Origin of the sequence: Burkholderia sp. SJZ089 (assembly GCF_007828315.1) — a bacterium.
Classification (GTDB): domain Bacteria; phylum Pseudomonadota; class Gammaproteobacteria; order Burkholderiales; family Burkholderiaceae; genus Burkholderia; species Burkholderia gladioli.
This window is the reverse complement of sequence record NZ_VIUM01000001.1, coordinates 45,940-64,517: the sequence shown is the minus strand read 5'-3', so window position 1 is coordinate 64,517 and position 18,578 is coordinate 45,940. Positions and strand designations below refer to the sequence as shown.

Annotated in this window: 17 protein-coding genes; 12 read left to right on the top strand and 5 right to left on the bottom strand. The window is 69.5% G+C overall.

What is annotated here, in order from left to right:
* Window positions 1-14 precede the first annotated feature (14 nt).
* The 7 genes from FB600_RS00250 (at window position 15) to FB600_RS00220 (ending at window position 7,353) form a co-directional block, all read left to right on the top strand.
* Window positions 15-485, top strand: a complete 471-nt coding sequence (locus tag FB600_RS00250; protein WP_096751089.1) for a hypothetical protein — start codon at window positions 15-17, stop codon at window positions 483-485.
* Entirely contained in the window at window positions 482-1,147 is a 666-nt protein-coding gene (locus FB600_RS00245; protein WP_096751088.1) for a hypothetical protein, read from the top strand. The genes FB600_RS00250 and FB600_RS00245 overlap by 4 nt, the downstream gene beginning before the upstream one ends.
* Before the next feature lie 23 nt (window positions 1,148-1,170).
* Entirely contained in the window at window positions 1,171-2,610 is a 1,440-nt protein-coding gene (locus FB600_RS00240) for a cell wall anchor protein (protein WP_096751087.1), read from the top strand.
* Window positions 2,611-2,729: 119 nt separating this feature from the next.
* On the top strand, window positions 2,730-3,440 hold the full coding sequence (locus tag FB600_RS00235; RefSeq protein WP_047839350.1) for a C39 family peptidase: 711 nt from the start codon (window positions 2,730-2,732) through the stop codon (window positions 3,438-3,440).
* Window positions 3,441-3,446: 6 nt separating this feature from the next.
* Entirely contained in the window at window positions 3,447-4,274 is an 828-nt protein-coding gene (locus tag FB600_RS00230; protein ID WP_096751085.1) for a peptidase C39, read from the top strand.
* 176 nt (window positions 4,275-4,450) lie between these two features.
* Window positions 4,451-5,866, top strand: a complete 1,416-nt coding sequence (locus FB600_RS00225; protein ID WP_096751084.1) for a hypothetical protein — start codon at window positions 4,451-4,453, stop codon at window positions 5,864-5,866.
* A 20-nt stretch (window positions 5,867-5,886) separates the two neighbouring features.
* Entirely contained in the window at window positions 5,887-7,353 is a 1,467-nt protein-coding gene (locus tag FB600_RS00220) for a sigma-54 dependent transcriptional regulator (RefSeq protein WP_145756018.1), read from the top strand.
* A 55-nt stretch (window positions 7,354-7,408) separates the two neighbouring features.
* Here FB600_RS00220 and FB600_RS00215 read toward each other — a convergent pair whose 3' ends face one another.
* Entirely contained in the window at window positions 7,409-8,875 is a 1,467-nt protein-coding gene (locus FB600_RS00215) for a sensor domain-containing diguanylate cyclase (protein WP_175427801.1), read from the bottom strand.
* 110 nt (window positions 8,876-8,985) lie between these two features.
* Window positions 8,986-9,975, bottom strand: a complete 990-nt coding sequence (gene pcaQ / locus FB600_RS00210) for a pca operon transcription factor PcaQ (RefSeq protein WP_098182906.1) — start codon at window positions 9,973-9,975, stop codon at window positions 8,986-8,988.
* A 102-nt stretch (window positions 9,976-10,077) separates the two neighbouring features.
* Between pcaQ and pcaH the strand changes: the two genes are divergently transcribed.
* The gene (pcaH, locus tag FB600_RS00205) at window positions 10,078-10,782 is read left to right on the top strand and encodes a protocatechuate 3,4-dioxygenase subunit beta (protein WP_036037467.1); all 705 of its coding nucleotides are present in this window, start codon (window positions 10,078-10,080) and stop codon (window positions 10,780-10,782) included.
* 2 nt (window positions 10,783-10,784) lie between these two features.
* The gene (gene pcaG, locus FB600_RS00200) at window positions 10,785-11,375 is read left to right on the top strand and encodes a protocatechuate 3,4-dioxygenase subunit alpha (protein ID WP_145756017.1); all 591 of its coding nucleotides are present in this window, start codon (window positions 10,785-10,787) and stop codon (window positions 11,373-11,375) included.
* A 119-nt stretch (window positions 11,376-11,494) separates the two neighbouring features.
* On the opposite strand, the gene FB600_RS00195 is transcribed toward pcaG, so the two are convergent.
* Complete coding sequence (locus FB600_RS00195) at window positions 11,495-12,673, bottom strand: serine hydrolase domain-containing protein (protein ID WP_145756016.1); 1,179 nt, start codon at window positions 12,671-12,673, stop codon at window positions 11,495-11,497.
* A gap of 255 nt (window positions 12,674-12,928) precedes the next feature.
* On the opposite strand from FB600_RS00195, the gene FB600_RS00190 reads away from it, so the two are divergent.
* The 3 genes from FB600_RS00190 (at window position 12,929) to FB600_RS00180 (ending at window position 15,697) form a co-directional block, all read left to right on the top strand.
* Window positions 12,929-13,252: a hypothetical protein gene (locus FB600_RS00190; RefSeq protein ID WP_098152278.1), complete on the top strand. Its 324-nt coding sequence runs from the start codon at window positions 12,929-12,931 to the stop codon at window positions 13,250-13,252.
* Window positions 13,253-13,411: 159 nt separating this feature from the next.
* Complete coding sequence (locus FB600_RS00185) at window positions 13,412-14,989, top strand: NYN domain-containing protein (protein WP_145756015.1); 1,578 nt, start codon at window positions 13,412-13,414, stop codon at window positions 14,987-14,989.
* A gap of 21 nt (window positions 14,990-15,010) precedes the next feature.
* Window positions 15,011-15,697, top strand: a complete 687-nt coding sequence (locus tag FB600_RS00180) for a hypothetical protein (RefSeq protein ID WP_145756014.1) — start codon at window positions 15,011-15,013, stop codon at window positions 15,695-15,697.
* Window positions 15,698-15,722: 25 nt separating this feature from the next.
* Here FB600_RS00180 and FB600_RS00175 read toward each other — a convergent pair whose 3' ends face one another.
* Together FB600_RS00175 and FB600_RS00170 are read right to left on the bottom strand one after the other, a co-directional pair.
* Complete coding sequence (locus tag FB600_RS00175) at window positions 15,723-16,871, bottom strand: putative zinc-binding metallopeptidase (RefSeq protein WP_105820012.1); 1,149 nt, start codon at window positions 16,869-16,871, stop codon at window positions 15,723-15,725.
* A gap of 82 nt (window positions 16,872-16,953) precedes the next feature.
* Window positions 16,954-18,180, bottom strand: coding sequence for a DUF2252 family protein (locus FB600_RS00170; RefSeq protein WP_096752854.1), 1,227 nt, complete (start codon window positions 18,178-18,180; stop codon window positions 16,954-16,956).
* Between the last annotated feature and the right edge of the window lie 398 nt (window positions 18,181-18,578).

Below are 18,578 nucleotides of genomic sequence, written 5' to 3'. Positions count from 1 at the left end.
GCGAGGACATCACCATGAACCGCCAAACCGTCTCCTTGATTGCCGCCCTGGTCGCGCTCGTATACGCGGCAGGCAGCGCGCAAGCCCAGCAGGTGCAGAACCCCGGCGACATCATCGTGCTGCGCACGGTCACGCCACGCATCGCCTACCGGCCGGTGCCGGTCGAGCAGGATCCGGTGGCGGTGCGCGCCACCACCTTCCCGGCCAATACCTTCGATCCGATGATGGCCAACGTGGTCTCCGATCTCGACCTGACCAATGCGCGCGGCTCGGTGGGCGTCGTCGCCCGCACGGTCGGCAACACCAATGCGACGGTGGCTGCCGTCACGCAGGTGCTGACCTCCGACCTGGCCGGCCCGATCGGACGCGGCAACGCCGGCGTGATGGTGCCGACCGCCGGCCTGGGCGGACTCGGCAACACCATCTCGTCCACCATCAACGGCGCGATCTCGCCGCTGGTCACGGCACTGGGAGCGATCAAATGAGCCACCGCCCCTCACGTGCCTTCGCATCGAACGATCATTTCGTCATCCGAATCGTTTTCGATGCGCGCGCCATGCTGGTCTGTGCGCTGTTCGCGGCCGCGTTGCCGCAGGCCCGGGCGCAGGCGGTGCCCGACGTATCCGGCACCGCCGTGATCGCCACCAACGCGGCACGCGGCATCAGCGGCGTGCTGAGCATCAACGAAACGGCCGGGCTCGGCAACGCGCAGGCCAACCAGCTCGCGATCGGCATCGGCTCGGCGGCCGGCGCCGGCGTGTCCTCGCTGCAGGCGGCCGGCACCGCCGCGCACACCGGCGACACGAGCGTGCGAATCGAGGGCGGAGCCCTCTCAAATCTGTCCGGTGCGGCGATGGTGAATCAAAGCGCGGGCAGCGCGAATCTTCAGCGCAACAGCATGGCCATCGGCACGCTGGGCGTTGGGATCGAGGCCGTTTCGGACAGCGAACTGTCCGAAACGGCTCCGAAGGCTGGAGGCCTGGGAATACCGGCGGGGGGCCGGGATAGGCGGGATGTGTCGATTAGCGGCGACGCATTCAAGCATATCAGCGGAATCGTACAAGTCAACCAGACAGCCGGCGCCGGTAACTCCACGGCAAATAGTTTTGTGCTCCGTCCCCCGGCGGGCACGCTTTTTATCAACTAGCCACTTCTGTATCGGAGCGCATCATGAAACGCACTGTCATTGCAGCAGCGATTCTCGCATCGGCGGCCACCGGGTCGGCCCACGCAGCGAACGCCTTCCTCTACAACCTCACGGGGGTTACCGAGTCGGTCGGCATCTTCGGCTTCGTCGGCCTGTACGGCGCGGTCGGCGTGTCGAGCACGGCCGGCGCCGTGATCAACAACAACCAGGCGGTCTCGCTGAATCATGTGTCATTGCACCCGCTCGCCCAGAGCTACACCAAGGGAGCCGTGACGACCACGGTCGACAACGTCCACTCGTCGACCAGTGACTACGGCCAATCCTATTTCGCCACGGGACACGGTTCTTCGCTTGATGCGTCGATGCAGACGAACGCCTCGCAATCGATGTCGCGCAGCGGCAGCAGTTGGATTGCCGGCGGCTCGTACAGCACCGCCTCGTCGCATCAAAGCGCGACGGTCAACCAGTCCGCCAGTCTGCATCAGTCCGGCAATACCGGCGGTTCGGCCTTCTTCGCAGGCGGAGCCGCTGGCGCCTCGGGCAGCAGCCAGTCCGGCCAGATCAGCGGTTATTTCCTGCCAGGCCTGTTCGGTTTCGTCGCCGGCGGCAGCGCCTCGCAGAATCAGAGCGGTTATATCGTCGGCGCCGCCGGCGCGGTGTGGGGCGGAACCTCCTATACCAATGCCACGGGATCGGCGCATCAGCATGTCGATGCGAGCGCGAGCCGCACCAATTCGCAATTCGGCACGGCCTGGAGCGCCGGCGGCATGCAAAGCCAGTCGCAATCCTCGCAAAGCGCGTCGATCTCCGCTCACGAAACCTCCTCCGCATGGCGTACCACGCTGTGGGGTTTCAGCAACGACTACAACTCGTCAACGGTCTCGACCACGGGCAGCGTCACGCAATACATCGATACCGAGAAACCCGGCTCGCTGACCGCAACCACCGGCCTCAATGCCGCCACCGGCGTCAAGGGCAACCTGGGCGTGAACATCGCGGAAGGCATCAACAACGCGCAGAGCAACGACGTGGCCCTGGCCTCGGTCGACGTCGGCAACGTGTTCGGCAATGCGCAGATCTTCAGCAACCAGTCGTCGATGGGTCACGCCAGGATCGACAACTTCATCCTGAACGCCTCGATCGGCGACGGCTCGCTCGCGCAGGTGTCGGGCAACGTCGGCGTGAACGTCGCATCGGGTATCGGCAACGTGCAGAACAACAGCCTGGCCGGCTCGATGACGACGGTTGACGCAGCGCATGCCCGGACCGTGGCAATGGTTGCCACCGACGACAATACGCAGGTGGCAAACGCCCAGGTCAGCGGTCGCTTCGTCGGCACTGCCGCGCTCGGCGGCTATACCCTCACCGGCGCCACGGGCAACATCGGCGTGAACATCGCCGGCGGCGTGGGCAACCTGCAGCACAACGGCCTGGCCATCGCAGCACTGAACAGCGGTCACTGATCGCTGCCACGACGTCCCGCATCGCCCATCACGGCGGCGTGGGACGTCGCTTTGTTCCGTTCGTGCCAGTCGCATCGCCGCGCTCGCTCCACCGCGCGGCAGTCTCGGGGGAGACGCCCATGTCAGCGGTATCCGATCATTGGCCGGCCCGGCTCGTCGCCTTGTGCGCGTGCTGGGCCCTGGTACCGGCAGCCGTCGCGCAAGCCAGCGTGGAAACGCTGCCGTTTGCCGGCGTGCCGTTGCACAAGCCGGTGCGCTCGATGTACGAGCTGCGTCATCGCGACATCGTCAACCAGCAATTCGATTTCAGCTGCGGCTCGGCCGCGCTCGCCACCCTGCTCAAGTACGGCTACGGGATCGATATCCCCGAGCCCGAAATGATCGCCCGGATGATGGCGTTCTCCACCCCCGAGGTGGTCGTCAAGCACGGTTTCTCGATGCTCGACATGAAGAAGTTCGTCGAGACGCTCGGCCTGCGCGGCCGCGGCTTCCGGGTCGGCACCGAAGCGCTCTACCAGTTGCAGATCCCGGTCATCGTGCTGATGAACATCGACGGCTACGAGCACTTCGTGATCGTCAAGCGCGCCGCCGAAGGCCGCATCTTCCTCGCCGACCCCGCGCTCGGCAACCGCATCGTGTTCGAGCAGGACTTCGCGAAGTCCTGGAACGGGCTGGTGTTCGCGGTGGTCGGCAAACCCTTCAGGGAGGACTCTCCATTGCTGCAAAACAACGAATCGCTGGCGCTGAAACTGCGCGAACAGGCGCTGTCCACCGGCTCCGCCGCGATTCCGTTCGTCGAGTACGGCTTGATCAAGGCAGACCTGTTCTGACCCATCATGAATCGCTCACTCTCGTTCCTGCGCGATGCGGCCTGCGCGGCCGCCTGCGCACTCACCGGCAGCGCCGCCCTGGCTGTCTCGCCCGCCGGCATGTCGCTGCCGTTCGCGGCCGGGCCGGGCGCCGCGGCGCTGCCGATCATCGCGGTAGACGACGACGTGCTGGCCCGTCAGACCGGCAAGTTCGCCGACGCGACGATGATCTCCGGCGTGGTCGTCAACCTGCTCTCGCAATGGCAATTGCCAAACGGCGCGCTGGCGGTCGCCCAAGGCACCTTGAACATCTCCGCCAATGCCGCCAACCAGCTCTCCGCCCAGGTGCAGACGCTGGCCAGCGTGGTCGGCGGCGACAGCGCCGGCCCATCCGGCGCCCAACCCGGCAACGGTGCCGGCGGCGGCCAGTCGATCCGCGTCAACGGCGTCTCGCAGGTCACCCAGGTGGCCGGCAACGGCAATGCCGGCAACAACGGCATGTCGATCGACTTCGGCTCGAACGGCAACCTGCTCACCATGCTGGCCGGCGCGAGCAACGCCCCCTCGGCCAGCGCGTCCAATGCCGACGGCTCGATCCGCGCAGCCATCTCCTTCGGCGCCAACGGCGTGACGCTCGCGCTCAACACGCCGGCGGGCCTCGCCACCCAGACCATCGCGCCGGCCGCGGCCGCCCAGGCCGGCTCGATCGCCCAACTGCTGCAGATCACCGGCAACCAGCAGGTCGTCTCCAACCAGTTGCAGCTGCAGTTGCGCACGCAACAGATGTCGGCGGGCGCGCTGCGCCAGTCCGGCGTGCTGCAGGCGCTGCAGGCAGCTTTCCCGGTGAGGAAATGAGGCGGCGCGCAAGCCGTTGATCGATCGATAACGATGGCGCCCGCATGCGGACCCGCGCGACGGACGCCGATGACAGCACAAGGGATGTGCCGCGCCTTTTGCCGCCGGGCGATTGCCCCGGCGAGCGGCACGCCGACCTCGCTTCCTGACATAAACCATACCCGGGGGGGTAGACCATGAAGGCCACATCGTTACCGCGTCACACGCTCGCGGCCATTCCGGCCGCAGTGCTGCTGTTCGCCATCGCGAGCAGCGTCGAGGCGCAATCGCTCGCGAACCAGTCGATCGAGGATCGGCTCAACACGTTGATGAAGCTGGTCGATGCGCAGCAGCGCAAGATCCAGTCACTGGAAGCCCAGGTGGTCGACCTGGAGATGGCGCAGCGCGGGCGCGGCTTGTCCGACGCGCCGACGGGCACCGTCACGCTCGCCCAGGCGACGCCGCTGTCGCCGGCGCCGGGCGACGGCACCGGCACGGCCACCGGCGTGCCGGTGGTGCCGCCCGCCGCCGGCTCCGGCAGCGCGAGCGGTTCGAATAACGCAGGCTCCGGCGGCGGCGGCTCGCGTGCCGGCGCCAATGCCGGCGCGCCCGCGCCGGGCACCATCGGCACCGACAACCGTGCCGCCGAGCCGGTGCGCACCGAGGCCGAAAACGCCGTGGTGCAGCGCGAGCATGCGCCGCTGTTCGACCACAAGCTGACGATCGACTGGGGCATCAACGACACCTACTACGATCGCCGGCAACTGCAGCTGTCCGGCTTCCTCGCGCTCGACGCGATCTTCCTGGGCAACCTGAACCTCGGCCAGACCAAGTCGCACCAGCTCTCCAGCGATGTCGACGTGCGCTACGGGCTGACCAGCCGCATCAACGTCGACGTCGACGTGCCCTATGTCTATCGCACCAGCAACTTCATCGTGGGCGGCGCGGGCGGCGCGGCCAGCACGCTGTCCGACGCGAGCGGCAACTCGCACGCGCTGGGCGACGTCAACTTCGGGATCTACTACCAGTTCCTGAAGGAGACGCAGAACCTGCCCGACGTGGTCGGCAGCCTGCGCGTGAAGGCCCCCACCGGCACCTCGCCGTTCGGCATCAAGCTGCGGCAGACCGATCCGAACAACACCAACCTGGTGGCCCCCGACACCCTGCCCACCGGCACCGGCTTCTGGAGCATCACGGCCGGCATGTCGGTGCTGAAGACCTACGATCCGATCGTGCTGTTCGGCAGCCTGTCCTACACCTACAACGTGGCGCGCTCGTTCTCCGACATTTCCTCGGTGGTCGGTCAGACGCAGCCGGCCAAGGTCAAGCTCGGCGACATCGTGCAGATCGGCGGCGGGGTGGCGCTGGCCTTCTCCGAGCGCGACTCGGCCAGCATCGCCTACACGCTCGCCTTCGAGCCGGAAACCAAGACCCAGGCGCCCGGCGAGTCGTGGCAGAAGGTGCCGGGCAGCCAGACCACCGCGTCGACGCTGAACTTCGGCCTCAACCACGTCTTCAACAAGCACCTGACGATGAATGCCTCGGTGGCGGTCGGCCTCACGCCGGATGCGCCGAACTTCGTGGTCGGCGTGCGTTTCCCGTACACGTTCTGATCGTCGCGCCGGAGCCCATCGTGCACGAATCCCGCGTTCCTCCCGGCGTCATCGCCGCCGATTTCTCCCGGCGCCGCCGCGCCGCAACCGAGACGGCCGAGGGCGCGCGCGCCCTGGTCTACCTGGCGCGCCAGCCCGATCCGGTGCTGGTCGCCTTCCTGTCCCAGCACGGCTGGAGCGTCAGCCTGGCGGCCTCGCCGGCCGAGTTCGCGCGCCGGCCCGCGCCGCGGCGCGCGCAGGCGGGCATCGTGGCGCTCGACGACCTGGCGGACGACGAACTGGCCGCGCTCGACGGCGCCCTGCGCTGCCCGGCCACCGCCTGGATCGCGCTGGCCGAGGCGGCCCGTTTCGACCGGCCCGAGGTGCGACGGCTGGTGCGCCATTACTGTTTCGACTACGTGAAGTCGGGCGCCCCGCCCGCCACGCTCGACCTGCTGGCGCGCCACGCCTACGGCATGGCCCGCCTCGACGAACCCGCGGCAGAGGACGCGGGAGGCGTCGCCGCGAGCCCCGGCGGCAAGGCCGACACCGGCCACGCTGGCGGCGGCGAGATGGTCGGCACCTGCGAGGCGATGCAGGCGCTGTTCCGCACCATCCGCAAGGTGGCCAATACCGACGCGAGCGTGTTCATCGCCGGCGAATCCGGCACCGGCAAGGAGCTGACCGCGCTGGCGATCCACGAACGCTCGGCGCGCCGCCAGGCGCCCTTCGTGCCGATCAACTGCGGCGCGATCCCGCCGGCGCTGCTGCAATCGGAGCTGTTCGGCTACGAGCGCGGCGCCTTCACCGGCGCGACCCAGCGCAAGATCGGCCGGATCGAGGCCGCGCAGGGCGGCACCCTGTTCCTCGACGAGATCGGCGACATGCCGCACGAGAGCCAGGCGAGCCTGCTGCGTTTCCTTCAGGAAGGCCGCATCGAGCGGCTCGGCGGGCGCGAGTCGATCGCGGTCGACGTGCGCGTGCTGTCGGCCACCCATGTCGACCTGGACGCCGCGATGCGCGAGGGACGCTTCCGCACCGACCTGTTCCACCGGCTCTGCGTGCTGCGCATCGACGAGCCGCCGCTGCGCGCGCGCGGACGCGACATCGAGGTGCTGGCGCGCCATATCCTGCAGCGCTTCGATGCCGACGGCGGCGGCCGGATCCGCGGCTTCTCGCCCTGCGCGATCGACGCGATGTACCGCTACGCCTGGCCCGGCAACGTGCGCGAGCTGATCAACCGGATCCGCCGCGCGATGGTGATGGCCGAGCATCCGGTGCTGTCGGCCGAGGACCTGGACCTCGGCGAGTTCGCCGCGCAGGCGCCCCGCACGCTGGCCGAGACGCTCGAGGCGGCCGAGCGACAGGCACTCGACGCGGCCTGGCGGCGGCACGGCGAGGACCCGGCCGCGGCGGCGGCCGAACTCGGCATCGCGCCGCCGCGGCTGGCGGAACTGCGGCAGCGGCACCGGCTCGATACGAGCCTCGGCACCGAGCTGGAGCATTGAAGAGAAAACGAGGCCGGAGCCGGCCTCGAAGAGAAAGACGACGCGCTCGTGCCACTCAGGCCATCTCGGCCTCGAACACGCGGTTGCGCCCGCTGGCCTTGGCGCGATAGAGCGCCTGGTCGGCCGCGTCGATCACCACCGCCACGTTGGTCGGGTAACCGGCATCCGGGCGCCAGGTCGCCACGCCCACGCTGACCGTCACATAGCCCGACTCGGCGCCGGCATGCTCGATCCCGAGCTGGCGCACCGAATCGCGGATCCGCTCGGCCACGGTACGCGCGCCGGCGCTGTCGGTGTCGGGCAGCACCACCACGAACTCCTCGCCGCCGTAGCGCGCCACCACGTCGTGCGAGCGCAGCGCCTGCTGGGCGATGCGGGCCGATACCGAGGCCAGCACCTCGTCGCCGAGCGTGTGGCCGTATTCGTCGTTGTAGCGCTTGAAGTGGTCGATATCGACGAACAGGATCGCCAGCGGTCGGCGCGCACGCACCGCGCGGCGCCATTCGCGCTCCAGCGAGGCATCCAGCGAGCGCCGGTTCGGCAGCCCGGTCAGGCTGTCGGTGCCGGCCAGGCGCGCCAGCGCCGCCTCGGCCTCGGACTTGCGCCACAGCGAATGGGCCAGGAACGCGCTCAACACCACGAAGGCGATGCCGAAGGCGCCGGTCAGGATCCCGAAGCGCCAGGCGCGGCGCCGCCATTCCGCATAGACGTCCTGCTCGGCCACCGCCACCTGCACGATCACCGGCAGCCGCGGCAGGCGCTGGAACAGGTAGCTGCGGCGCACGCCGTCGATCGAGGCGGTGTCGACGAAGGAGCTGCCGCCGCTGAGCATCCGCGTGTAGGGGCCGGTGCCGCGCAGGTCGCGGCCGATCAGGGTGGCGTCGCTGGGCGCGCGCATGATCAGGCGGCCATTGGTGTGGATCAGCGCGATCGCGCCGTGCGGGCCCAGCGTGAGCCCGGCGAACAGGCGCCGGAAATACTCGAGCCGCACCGACAGCACCACCACCCCGGCGAACTTGCCGTCCGGGCCGTTCAGGCGCCGCGACAGCGCGATGCTGGGATCCTCGCCGTGCAGCACCGTCGCGTAGGGGCTGCTGACGAACAGGCCGGCATCGGGATCGTCGCGCTGCACGGAGAAGAAATCGCGGTCGTCGAAGCGCTCGTCGCCGGTGTCGATCTCGTTCGAAGACAGCGTCATGCGCCCGTTCGCGTCGAGCACGTAGATGCCGCCGATGTCGTTGGCCGCTGCCGCGCGATCGAACAGCAGGCGCCGCCGCATGCCGACCGGCAAGCCCGCCAGCGCCGGGTCGCGCAGGCCTGCCGCGACGCCCTGCAGGACCAGGTCGTCGATATGGAGGCTGCGCGCCACGTCGCGCTCGATCATCAGCAGGGTGTTGCGCGCCCCGTCCTGCGCGCGTTCGAATGCGTCCACCCGGCTGTCCCGAAGGATCGCCGCGCAGATCGTCATCATCACCAGGGCGATCGCGACGCCGCCCGCGATCACCAGATATCCCAGCGGCATCCGGGGCGACGGATCTCTCCATCCGCGCCGTCCGGCAGTACTGTCATCCATCGTTGTCGTGCGGACCGCCGAGCGGAGCGGTATCCGTGAAGTGTGCCGAGCGGCCATTATCACCGATGCGGCGCCGCGGAACCACGTCGATTGCGGGTTCCCGTACGCCGTGTCGCGAAACGCGCGAAACGATCGCGCGCAACATTGCGCACCGCGTCAATCAATGCCTGCGCGGCGGGCGAGGGGCGCGCGTCGGTGCGCAGGATCAGCCCCACCAGCTCGTCGGCGCCCTCGGCCGGCAACGCCAGGCGCACCAGGGTGCGAGCAGCCAGATCGTATTCGGCCGCATATCGCGGCACGAACCAGACGGCATCGTTCTCCAGCGCCAGCGCCCGGCCCACCGAGACCGACAGCACCTCGACGAAGGCTTCCAGCGGCGGCGCCCCGCAGGCGGCCAGCATCTGCTCGGCCGACTGCCGGATCAGGGTGCCGTAGGGCGGCACCACCACCGGATAGCGGCCCAGTTCGCCGGCCGGCACGGGATGGCCGGCCAGCGGATGGCCGGCGCGCACCAGCGCCACCAGCGGCTCGTTGTAGAGCTGCTCGAAGGACAGGCCGATCATGCGTTCGGGCTCGGAGAGCCGGCCGATCGCGCACTCGATCTCGCCCGACTTGAGGCGCTCCAGCAGCCGCGCGTTGGGATCGGTCGCGATCCGCACGATCACGCGCGGCAGGCGGGCGGTCAGCGCCTTCATCACGGCCGGCGCGAGCGAGGCGGCCACGGTCGGCAGCATGCCGATCTCGAGCGTGGCGGCCGCCTCGCCGCTCTCGCCGGCCAGCAGGCCCACGCCCTGGCGCAGCGCCAGCACGCAGGCGCTCGCGTGAGGCAGGAACAACTGGCCCTCGCGGGTCGGCCGGGCGCCCTGCCGGCCGCGCTCGAACAGCTTCACGCCGAGCAGCGACTCCAGCTCGGCGATCGTCTTCGAGACCGCCGGCTGCGTGATCGACAGGCTTTCGGCGGCCTTCTGCACGCCGCCCAGCTGGGCCACGGCCAGGAAACACTGCAGGTGCCGGAACTTGACCCGGCCGTCGGCGATACGGTTTTCCATAACGTCTAGTTATACGAGATAAGACAAAACGTCATTTTGCATAACTTTCGCTCTTGGCTAAAGTCTCGTCATCCCAGCCAATACCAGACAGGAGACACCGCGATGGACGATTCCATCCTCAGCCCGCGCGACTGGCCCTCGCATCCCGCCTATGTGCACCCCGAATACCGTTCCTCGGTCAAGCGCGGCCCGACGCAGCCGCTGGTGCCGCTCAAGGAGAAGCTGCGCAACCAGTTCGTGCCGGTCTACGGCACCGACGACCTCGGCGCGCTCGACCACGACCTGACGCGCAATGCCGTGAAGAACGGCGAGCCGCTGGGCGAGCGGATCATCGTCACGGGCCGCGTGCTCGACGAGGGCGGCAAGCCGGTGCGCAATACCCTGGTGGAGGTCTGGCAGGCCAATGCCGCCGGCCGCTACGTCCACAAGGCCGACCAGCACGACGCGCCGCTCGACCCGAACTTCCTCGGCGCGGGCCGCTGCCTGACCGACGACCAGGGCCGCTACCGCTTCCTGACCATCAAGCCCGGCGCCTATCCCTGGGGCAACCACCCGAACGCCTGGCGCCCCAACCACATCCATTTCTCGCTGTTCGGCGATTATTTCGGCTCGCGCCTGGTCACCCAGATGTACTTCCCTGGCGACCCGCTGCTGCAATACGACCCGATCTTCCAGGGCACGCCAGAACAGGCGCGCGATCGCCTGGTGTCGCGCTTCACGCTCGACGTCACCGAGGAAGGCTACGCGCTCGGCTACGAATTCGACATCGTGCTGCGCGGCCGCGACGCCACCCCGATGGAGCGCTGATCATGACGACGCTGAAACAGACCCCTTCCCAGACCGTCGGCCCCTACTTCGCCTACGGCCTCTGCCCCGAGCAGTACAACTTCGACATGAAGAGCCTGTTCTCGCCCGACATCGCCGAGCCGCACGCGGCGGGCGAGCACATCGTGCTGATCGGCCAGGTGTTCGACGGCGACGGCAAGACCATCCTCGACGCCATGCTGGAATTCACCCAGGTGGACGCGAGCGGCCGCTTCCCGGCCTCGCGCGCCGAGGCGGCGACGAGCGGATTCACGGGTTTCGCGCGGGTCGGCACGGGCACCGATGCGCAGCATCGCTTCGTGGTGCGCACCGTGAAACCGGCCGCAACCGCGGCCGGCGCGCCGCATGTGGACGTCACGGTGATGATGCGCGGCGTGCTCACGCATGCCTTCACGCGCCTCTACTTCGACGACGAATCGGCCGCCAACGCGGCGGACCCGGTGCTCGAGACGGTGCCGGCGGCGCGCCGCCAGACCTTGATCGCGCGTCGCGAAAGCACGGTGAACGGCGTGAGCGTCTATCGCTTCGACATCCACATGCAGGGCGAGCGGGAAACAGTGTTCTTCGATCTGTGAAGCCGGCATGACCGGCCGGCGTGGCCGGCTCGGCAAGTCGATGAAGGCCGGGGCCGATGCCCCGGCTTTTTTCGTGCGCCGGCGGAAGCTGGGGAGCTGCCCCAGCCATGCCGTGCCGCTCAGCGCGCGTAGACGGCGTCGCGCAAGGCGATCGTCAGCGGGCCCGACATGCCCTCGTAGGCGGTATTGGTGAGCAGCAGCACGCTGAGCCCCAGCGCGCGGTCGATGAACCAGGAATGGCCATAGACGCCGCCCCATTGCAGCGTCCCGGCGTGCTGCGGGGTGCCGGCCGCGGCCGGATCGTCGAGCACCGCGCTCAGGTAGCCGAAACCCCAGCCGGGGCCGCGCGTCTCGGCGCCGATGCCGGCCTGGTCGCGCCGCGCCGCGTCGGCCAGCGCCTCGGGCAGGAACCCGGGATTGGCGCGGATCGCCTCGAGCGCGCGCAGGACGTCGTCGGCCGAGCCGTACATGCCGGCGCCGCCCGAGGGATAGGCGCCCGGCTCGAACACGCGCGAGGGCGCGAAACGCACGGCCGCGCCATGGCCTTCCGGCAGCGGCACCTCGATGCCGTCGCGCATGCGCACCGGCTCAGGCTGGCCGTCGTGGTAAGGCACGGCGAAGCGCTCGGGCTCTGCCGAGACGAAACCGCAATCGCGCATGCCGAGCGGCTGGGCGACCAGCGACGCCACCGCCGCGGCCAGCGGCTGCCCGGTGGCGCGCTCGACCACCGCGCCGAGCACGTCGAGCGCCAGCGAATACTGCCAGCCGCTGCCCGGCGCGAAGGCCAGCGGCGCCGAGGCGAGGCGGCGCAGGTTTTCGTCGAGATCGAAGTCGCGCAGGTCGATGCCGTCCGAGATGCCGAGCCGGTCGTACACGGAGCCGGCGCCCTCGAGCAGCCAGTAGCCGAGCCCCGAGGTGTGCGTGAGCAGGTGGTGAATCGTGACGAGCGGCTCGCTGCCGTCGGCCAGCCGCGGCCGGAATTCGGGCAGCCAGCGCGTGACCGGCGCGTCGAGCGCGAGTTCGCCGCGCGCCACCAGCCGCAGCACCGCCAGCGCGACGATCGGCTTGGTCACCGAGGCGAGCCGGAACAGCGTGTCCTCGCGCATCGGCCGACCTGCCTCTCGGTCGGCCAACCCCTGGGCGCGGCGATACAGGATCTCGCCGTGCCGCGCGACGATCGCCACCGCGCCGACCAGGCGCCGTTCGCGCAGCGCCTGGTCGAACACGGCATCGAGACGCGCGGCCAGCGAGGCGGCATCGAAGGAGAAAGCGGTCGGGTCGAGCGAGGCAGCGGTCATGGCGAGGTCCGATGGCGGAAAATCCCGATTCTAGACAGAGCGGCCCCGGCTTGCATCGGGCTTGCGTTCGCCCCCGCGCCGCCGATACAGTCACGCTTCGGGCTCGACGCCGCCTGGCTGCCGGCTCGCGGTCGATTCCCCCCGGGCGCCGCTTGCCTGTCGTGCTTGCCCGCGGCGCATGTCCACCAGCCACCGGCGTTTATCCGCTTGTCTCCGGCTGTTTATCCGCTTCCCGTCCCGCCTGACTTCTCCCCCATGCCCGCCTCCTCCAGCTTCGCCCAAGCCGCCACCGACCTGATCGCGCTCGGCACGCTCGCGCTGCTCTACCTGCTCGGCCTGGGCTGGGCCGGCTGGCACGCGCTGCGCGCCACACGCGGCCGGCTCTACTGGGTGGCCTGCCTCGCGCTGATCGCGGCCGGCACGCTGGCGGCGGTGTTCGCGCGCCCCGACACGCCCGACAGCGGCGAGATGCCGGCCGGCTTCGCGCTGGGCGTGATGGTGAGCTTCGCGGGCCTGGCCGCGACCGCGGCCGGCTGCGCCTGGCAGGCGATCCGCCGGCTGCGCGAGCCGCGCGCCTGAGCACGCGCAGGCAGCGACCGACGCGCGACGCGCGCCCCGCTCGACGGCCGCCTTCGGCCGGCCTTTTTCACCCGCGCGCGGTCATCGCCCACCCAAGCCCGCTATCATGTGCGCAATTTCAGCGCTCGCCGATTCGGCGAGCCTACGGTTGGAGAACTCATGGCCTTGCCTCAGGACAGCGTCAACATGGCGCTCTTTTGCGACTTCGAAAACATCGCGCTCGGCGTGCGCGACACGAAGTTCGAGAAATTCGACATCAAACCGGTGCTCGAGAAACTGCTGCTCAAGGGCAGCATCGTGGTCAAGAAGGCCTATTGCGACTGGGATCGCTACAAGACCTTCAAGGGCGCCATGCACGAGGCGAGCTTCGAGCTGATCGAGATCCCGCACGTGCGCCAGTCGGGCAAGAACTCGGCCGACATCCGTCTGGTGGTCGACGCGCTCGATCTTTGCTACACCAAATCGCATGTCGATACCTTCGTGATCATCAGCGGCGACTCGGATTTCTCGCCGCTGGTCTCGAAGCTGCGCGAGAACGCCAAGCGCGTGATCGGCGTGGGCGTGAAGAACTCGACCTCGGACCTGCTGGTCGCCAACTGCGACGAATTCATCTTCTACGACGACCTCGCCCGCGAACTGCAGCGCGCCCAGGCCAAGCGCGAGTCGCGCGCCGGCGCCGACAGCGGCAAGCGCGCGGCCGACGACAAGCAGCGCAAGCAGGACGGCGACGCGCGCAAGCTCGAGGCGATCACCATCGCGGTCGAGACCTTCGACGCGCTCGCCTCCGAGCGCAGCGACAGCGGCAAGATCTGGGCCTCGGTGCTCAAGAGCGCGATCAAGCGGCGCAAGCCGGGTTTCAACGAGACCTACTACGGCTTCCGCGCCTTCGGCAACCTGCTCGACGAGGCGCAGGCGCACGGGCTGCTGGAGATCGGCCGCGACGAGAAGTCGGGCACCTATGTGTCGCGTCCGGCCCAGGGCGCGGCGGCCGAGCCGGGTTTCGGCGTGGAAGCGGCGAAGGCCGACGAGGCGCTCGGCGGCGGCGAAGCCCCGGCAGCGGCGCCGCAGCAGCCGGCGCGGCATGGCGGCGGCTCGCGTCATCGCGACCAGAAGGAGCACAAGCAGCAGAAGGAGCGCCGCGCGCACCAGGACGGCGGCCGTCGCCACGAAAGCGAGGCGGAAGCCGAAGCGCTCGCCCAGCCGCTGCAGGCCGAGGCGAAGCGCGAATCGCGGCACGACGGCGAGCGCCGCCACGCCAACAAGCACGACGAAGGCAGGCACGGCAAGGGACGCGGCTCGCGCAAGCCGGAGCAGATGCCGCTGATCGAGGACGCGCCGGCCCACGAAGCGTCCACGCCGGCCGAGCCGGTGGTGGTCGAGAGCACGCCGGCCATGCCGGACGAAGTGGTGCCGGCCTTCGCCGATCACGGCGACGACCTGCCGGCGGCGACGCAGGCCGACGAAGCCCCGGCCACGGCCGCCAAGTCGACCCGAGCGAAGAAGACGCCGGCTCGCGCACGCAAGGTAGCCGCGAAGAAAACCGCGGCCGCGGCGGTGGAAACGAATGCCGCGGCCGAAACCATGGCGCCTGAGGACCTGTTGTCCGGCACGGGCGAAGCGGCGGCCGACGACGAGGCGGCACCGGCCGCCCCTGCCAAGCGCGCCCGCGCCACGCGCGGCGGCACCACGCGGGCACGCCGCCCGCGCGGCACGGCCGGGACCGGCAACGAGTCCTGAGATCGGCGCGGCGGCTCGGGCATGATCGACGACGCCACGCTCGACGTCCTGCGCGAGGAATGCGCGGCCTGCTTCGGCACGGCCGCCGTCTGGCCGCTGGTCGAGCAGGCCTATCGCGAGCCGCAGCGCCATTACCACACGCTCGCGCACCTGGCCGAGCTGTTCGCGCAGCTCGCGCCCTACCGCGACGCGCCACATCGGCTGGCGATCGAGCTGGCGGTCTGGGCGCACGACATCGTCTACGCCACCACGCTTGCCGATTACGCCGACAACGAAGCGCGCAGCGCCTCGTGGCTGGCCGCGATGGCGGCGGCGCTGTGCCCGCCCGCCTGGCAGCGCGAGCACGCCGACGCGCTGCGCTTCGCCTGCGAACTGGTGCTCGCCACCAAGTCGCATCGGCTGCCGGCTTCGGCGCTTGCCGATCCGTCGCGCCGGCAGGCGGCCGCGCTGTTCCTCGATGCCGACCTGGCGATCCTGGCCGCGACGCCCGAGCGCCTGCTGGCCTATGACCGCGAGATCGCGCTCGAATGGGGGCAAACGCCCGCGGCGCCTTCGGCGCCGTTCCGTGACGGCCGGCTTCAGGCGCTGATGCAGCTACGCTCGCAAACGCCGCTGTTCCTGTCCGATGAATTCGCGCCGCTCACGACGCTGGCGCATGTCAACCTCGATCGGTTGATTCGCCTCTACTCTCCCCGCCCCGGCGACTGACGCGACCGGCGCCGGGCGGCTTCGTTCAGGAAGTCGATCCGCCCTGCTTTCCCGCCGCCTCGTCGCGCGCTTCCTCGCTGCCCGCCGCCCGCGCGCCGCTCGCCTCGTCCGGCGCCGCCTCGCGCGTCGCGCTGATCACGCGGTGCACGAAGCGCAGCTTGGCCACCACCGCCGGCGACAGCGCGAACGGATAGGCATCGGCCACGCCCATGCTGCGATTCAGGCTGTTCAGCGCATAGGTCAGCGGAAACCAGCGCCGCATCAGGTTGCCGAAGCTGGCCTCGTCGACCGAGGTCTGGTCGTCCAGATGCGGCAGGCTGTCGTCGTCGGGATCGAGCACCAGCCCGCAGGCATTCGCGGTATCGAGCGTGTCGACCATGTGCAGGTAATGCGCCCAGGTTTCGGCCCAGTCCTCCCAGGGATGCATGCTCGCGTATTCGCTGATGTAGCTGTCCTCCCAGCCCGCCGGCGCGCCGTTCTGGTAATGCGCGTCGAGCGCGGCCTGGTAGTCGGCGCGCTCGTCGCCGAAACGTTCGCGGAAGGCCTCCTGCCAGTCGCTGCCGACGATCAGGCGATCGAAGTAGTAATGGCCGATCTCGTGGCGGAAATGCCCGACCAGGGTGCGATAGGGCTCGTGCATGGCCGCTCGAACGCGCTCTCGCTCGGCATCGTCGGCTTCGGCCAGGTTGAGCGTGATCAGGCCATTGGCGTGACCCGTCATCACCGGCTCGCTCTCGGTGGCCGCCTTGAAGGCGAAGCTCATGCCGCGCTCCGGCGCCAGCAGGCGCGATTCCACCGGCAGCCCCAGCATCGTCAGCGTGTAGACCAGGCGCCGCTTGGCCGCCTCGGTGCGATACCAGAGCGGGCGATTGTCCGGGTTGGAGAGGTCGGGAATGGTTTCCGTCAGCGCGCAGGACTCGCAATAGCTGGCCGGCGAATCGGCCGGGACCATCCAGTTGCAGACGTTCTCGACCGAATAGTTATGGCAGGGCCGGTAAAGCTGCCCGGCCACCGAGGGATGCAGGCTGCGCCACTGGCCCGAGGAGGCGTCGATCTCGAACGCCCCCACCTCGCCCACCTCGGGCAGGTAGCCGAGCGGCGCCTCGCAGCGCTCGCAGCGCACGTTCTCGAAGAACACCAACTGCCCGCAATTGCCGCAATGAAAGGTCTTCATCGATTTTCGTCCTCGCCTCGTCCTCGTTGTGGTCCGGTCCCGCCGCCGGCGGGCCCCTGCGCCGGTTCAGCGCCGGCCGCCCTCAGCGCTTGCCGGCACGCTGCGCCGCCACGCGGCGGCAATGCTCGAGGTAGCCCACCTCGTGGTTGCCCATCAATTCGATCACGCTGCGCCACAGCCAGAACGGCGCGTCGATGGTCTTCGAGCGCACCCGCTTGAGTTCCGCCAGCCAGCGCGCGCGCGTGCTCGTATCCATCTGCCGCGCGTGGGCGAGGCCCACCACGTGCGCCAGGTAGCGCGCGATGCGCAGCGCCTCGGCCTCGTCGACGCTGCCGATCTCGAGCTTGAGGTCGGCCGGCAGCAACTCGCGCACGATCACCGAACGCTCGGACAGCGTCGCCGCGCACATGCGGTTGCCGAGATAGGGCGAGAGATGGCGTGCGCCTTCCACCACGCGCTTGCCGTTGTCGCGCGGCATCTCGCTGTCGCGATAGCGCGGCGCCAGCGCCGTGGTGCCCTCCTTGATGTCGACCAGGCACAGATCGTCGCCCTCGCTGGCGGCGCCGTCGACGTCGAGCAGCACCGCGTAGCGCAGCCGCCCCAGCGAGCTGCAGCCCTTGACCCAGTAGGCGGCGTCGAGCAACTCGACGTGCTCGGCCGGCCGGTTGCCGCGCAGGCCGACGGCCAGCTCGGCGATGGCGGGCGTGTCGACCAGCGCGGCGATGCCGTTCGACTCGGCGCGCGAGAGCGGCCAGAAGCGCTTGCCGAGCGGCAGCACCGGCTTCACGCCCATCAGCCGCTCGCGCGCAAGGTGCTTCCAGGTGCGCTCCAGGGCGGTGCGCATCACGATGCGCACCACGTCGGGCTTGGGGATCGCCGCGCGCTTGCGCTTGCCGGCGGCCAGCGCATGCGTGTAGCCCTCGTGGACCTGCTCGATGATGCGCGCCGTGACGATGCCCGGCAGGTCGGAGCTGCGCGCGGCGGTGGCCAGCGACAGGCTGAGCCGGATCAGGTCGTGCACCGGATTGCCGATCACGGTCTGATCGAGATCGCGGATCTGGATCTCGATCTCGCCGGTATCGTTGGCCACCGGGCCGAGGTTGCCGGTATGGCAATCGCCGCAGATCCAGATCGCCGGCCCCTCGGGCAGCGTGCCGACCTTCGCGTCGGCCAGCCACTCGTAATAGCGCGCCGTGTTGCCGCGCACATAGGCATGCACCGAGCGCGCCATCTTGCGATTGCGGCGGATCGCCAGCGTCTGGGCGCGCTGGCGCGGACGAACATAGGTGACGACCGGTGGATTCTTCACGCGCACTCCTCGCGGCTCTCGGGGCTGAAGGAAATCCGGGCCCGCTCGGAACGCGGGCCGGCTGCAATCTCGAAATTTAAGCACATCCGACCCGATTCGAAAGTCGAGGCGCGGCTCGAATGCGCCGCAGCATGAAGCGCCGCCCTCGCCGGCCCGGCAGCCGGCCTGGATGGCGGGCGCGTCGCCGCCGCGCGTTTCATGCGGCGCAGCATGAAACGTGCCGCATCGCGCCCGGGAAGCAATCGAATCGCCTCATGCTCGCGGCGGAGGACGACATCGGCATGACATCGAGCGCGCGCTACGCTGCCGGCGTGTCGATCGCCTCGGCAGGCGCCGTGCCCTCCCCCGATCGACTCGTAAAGTCGTTTACCTCAAACCGATAGTTTGCTATCGAATGG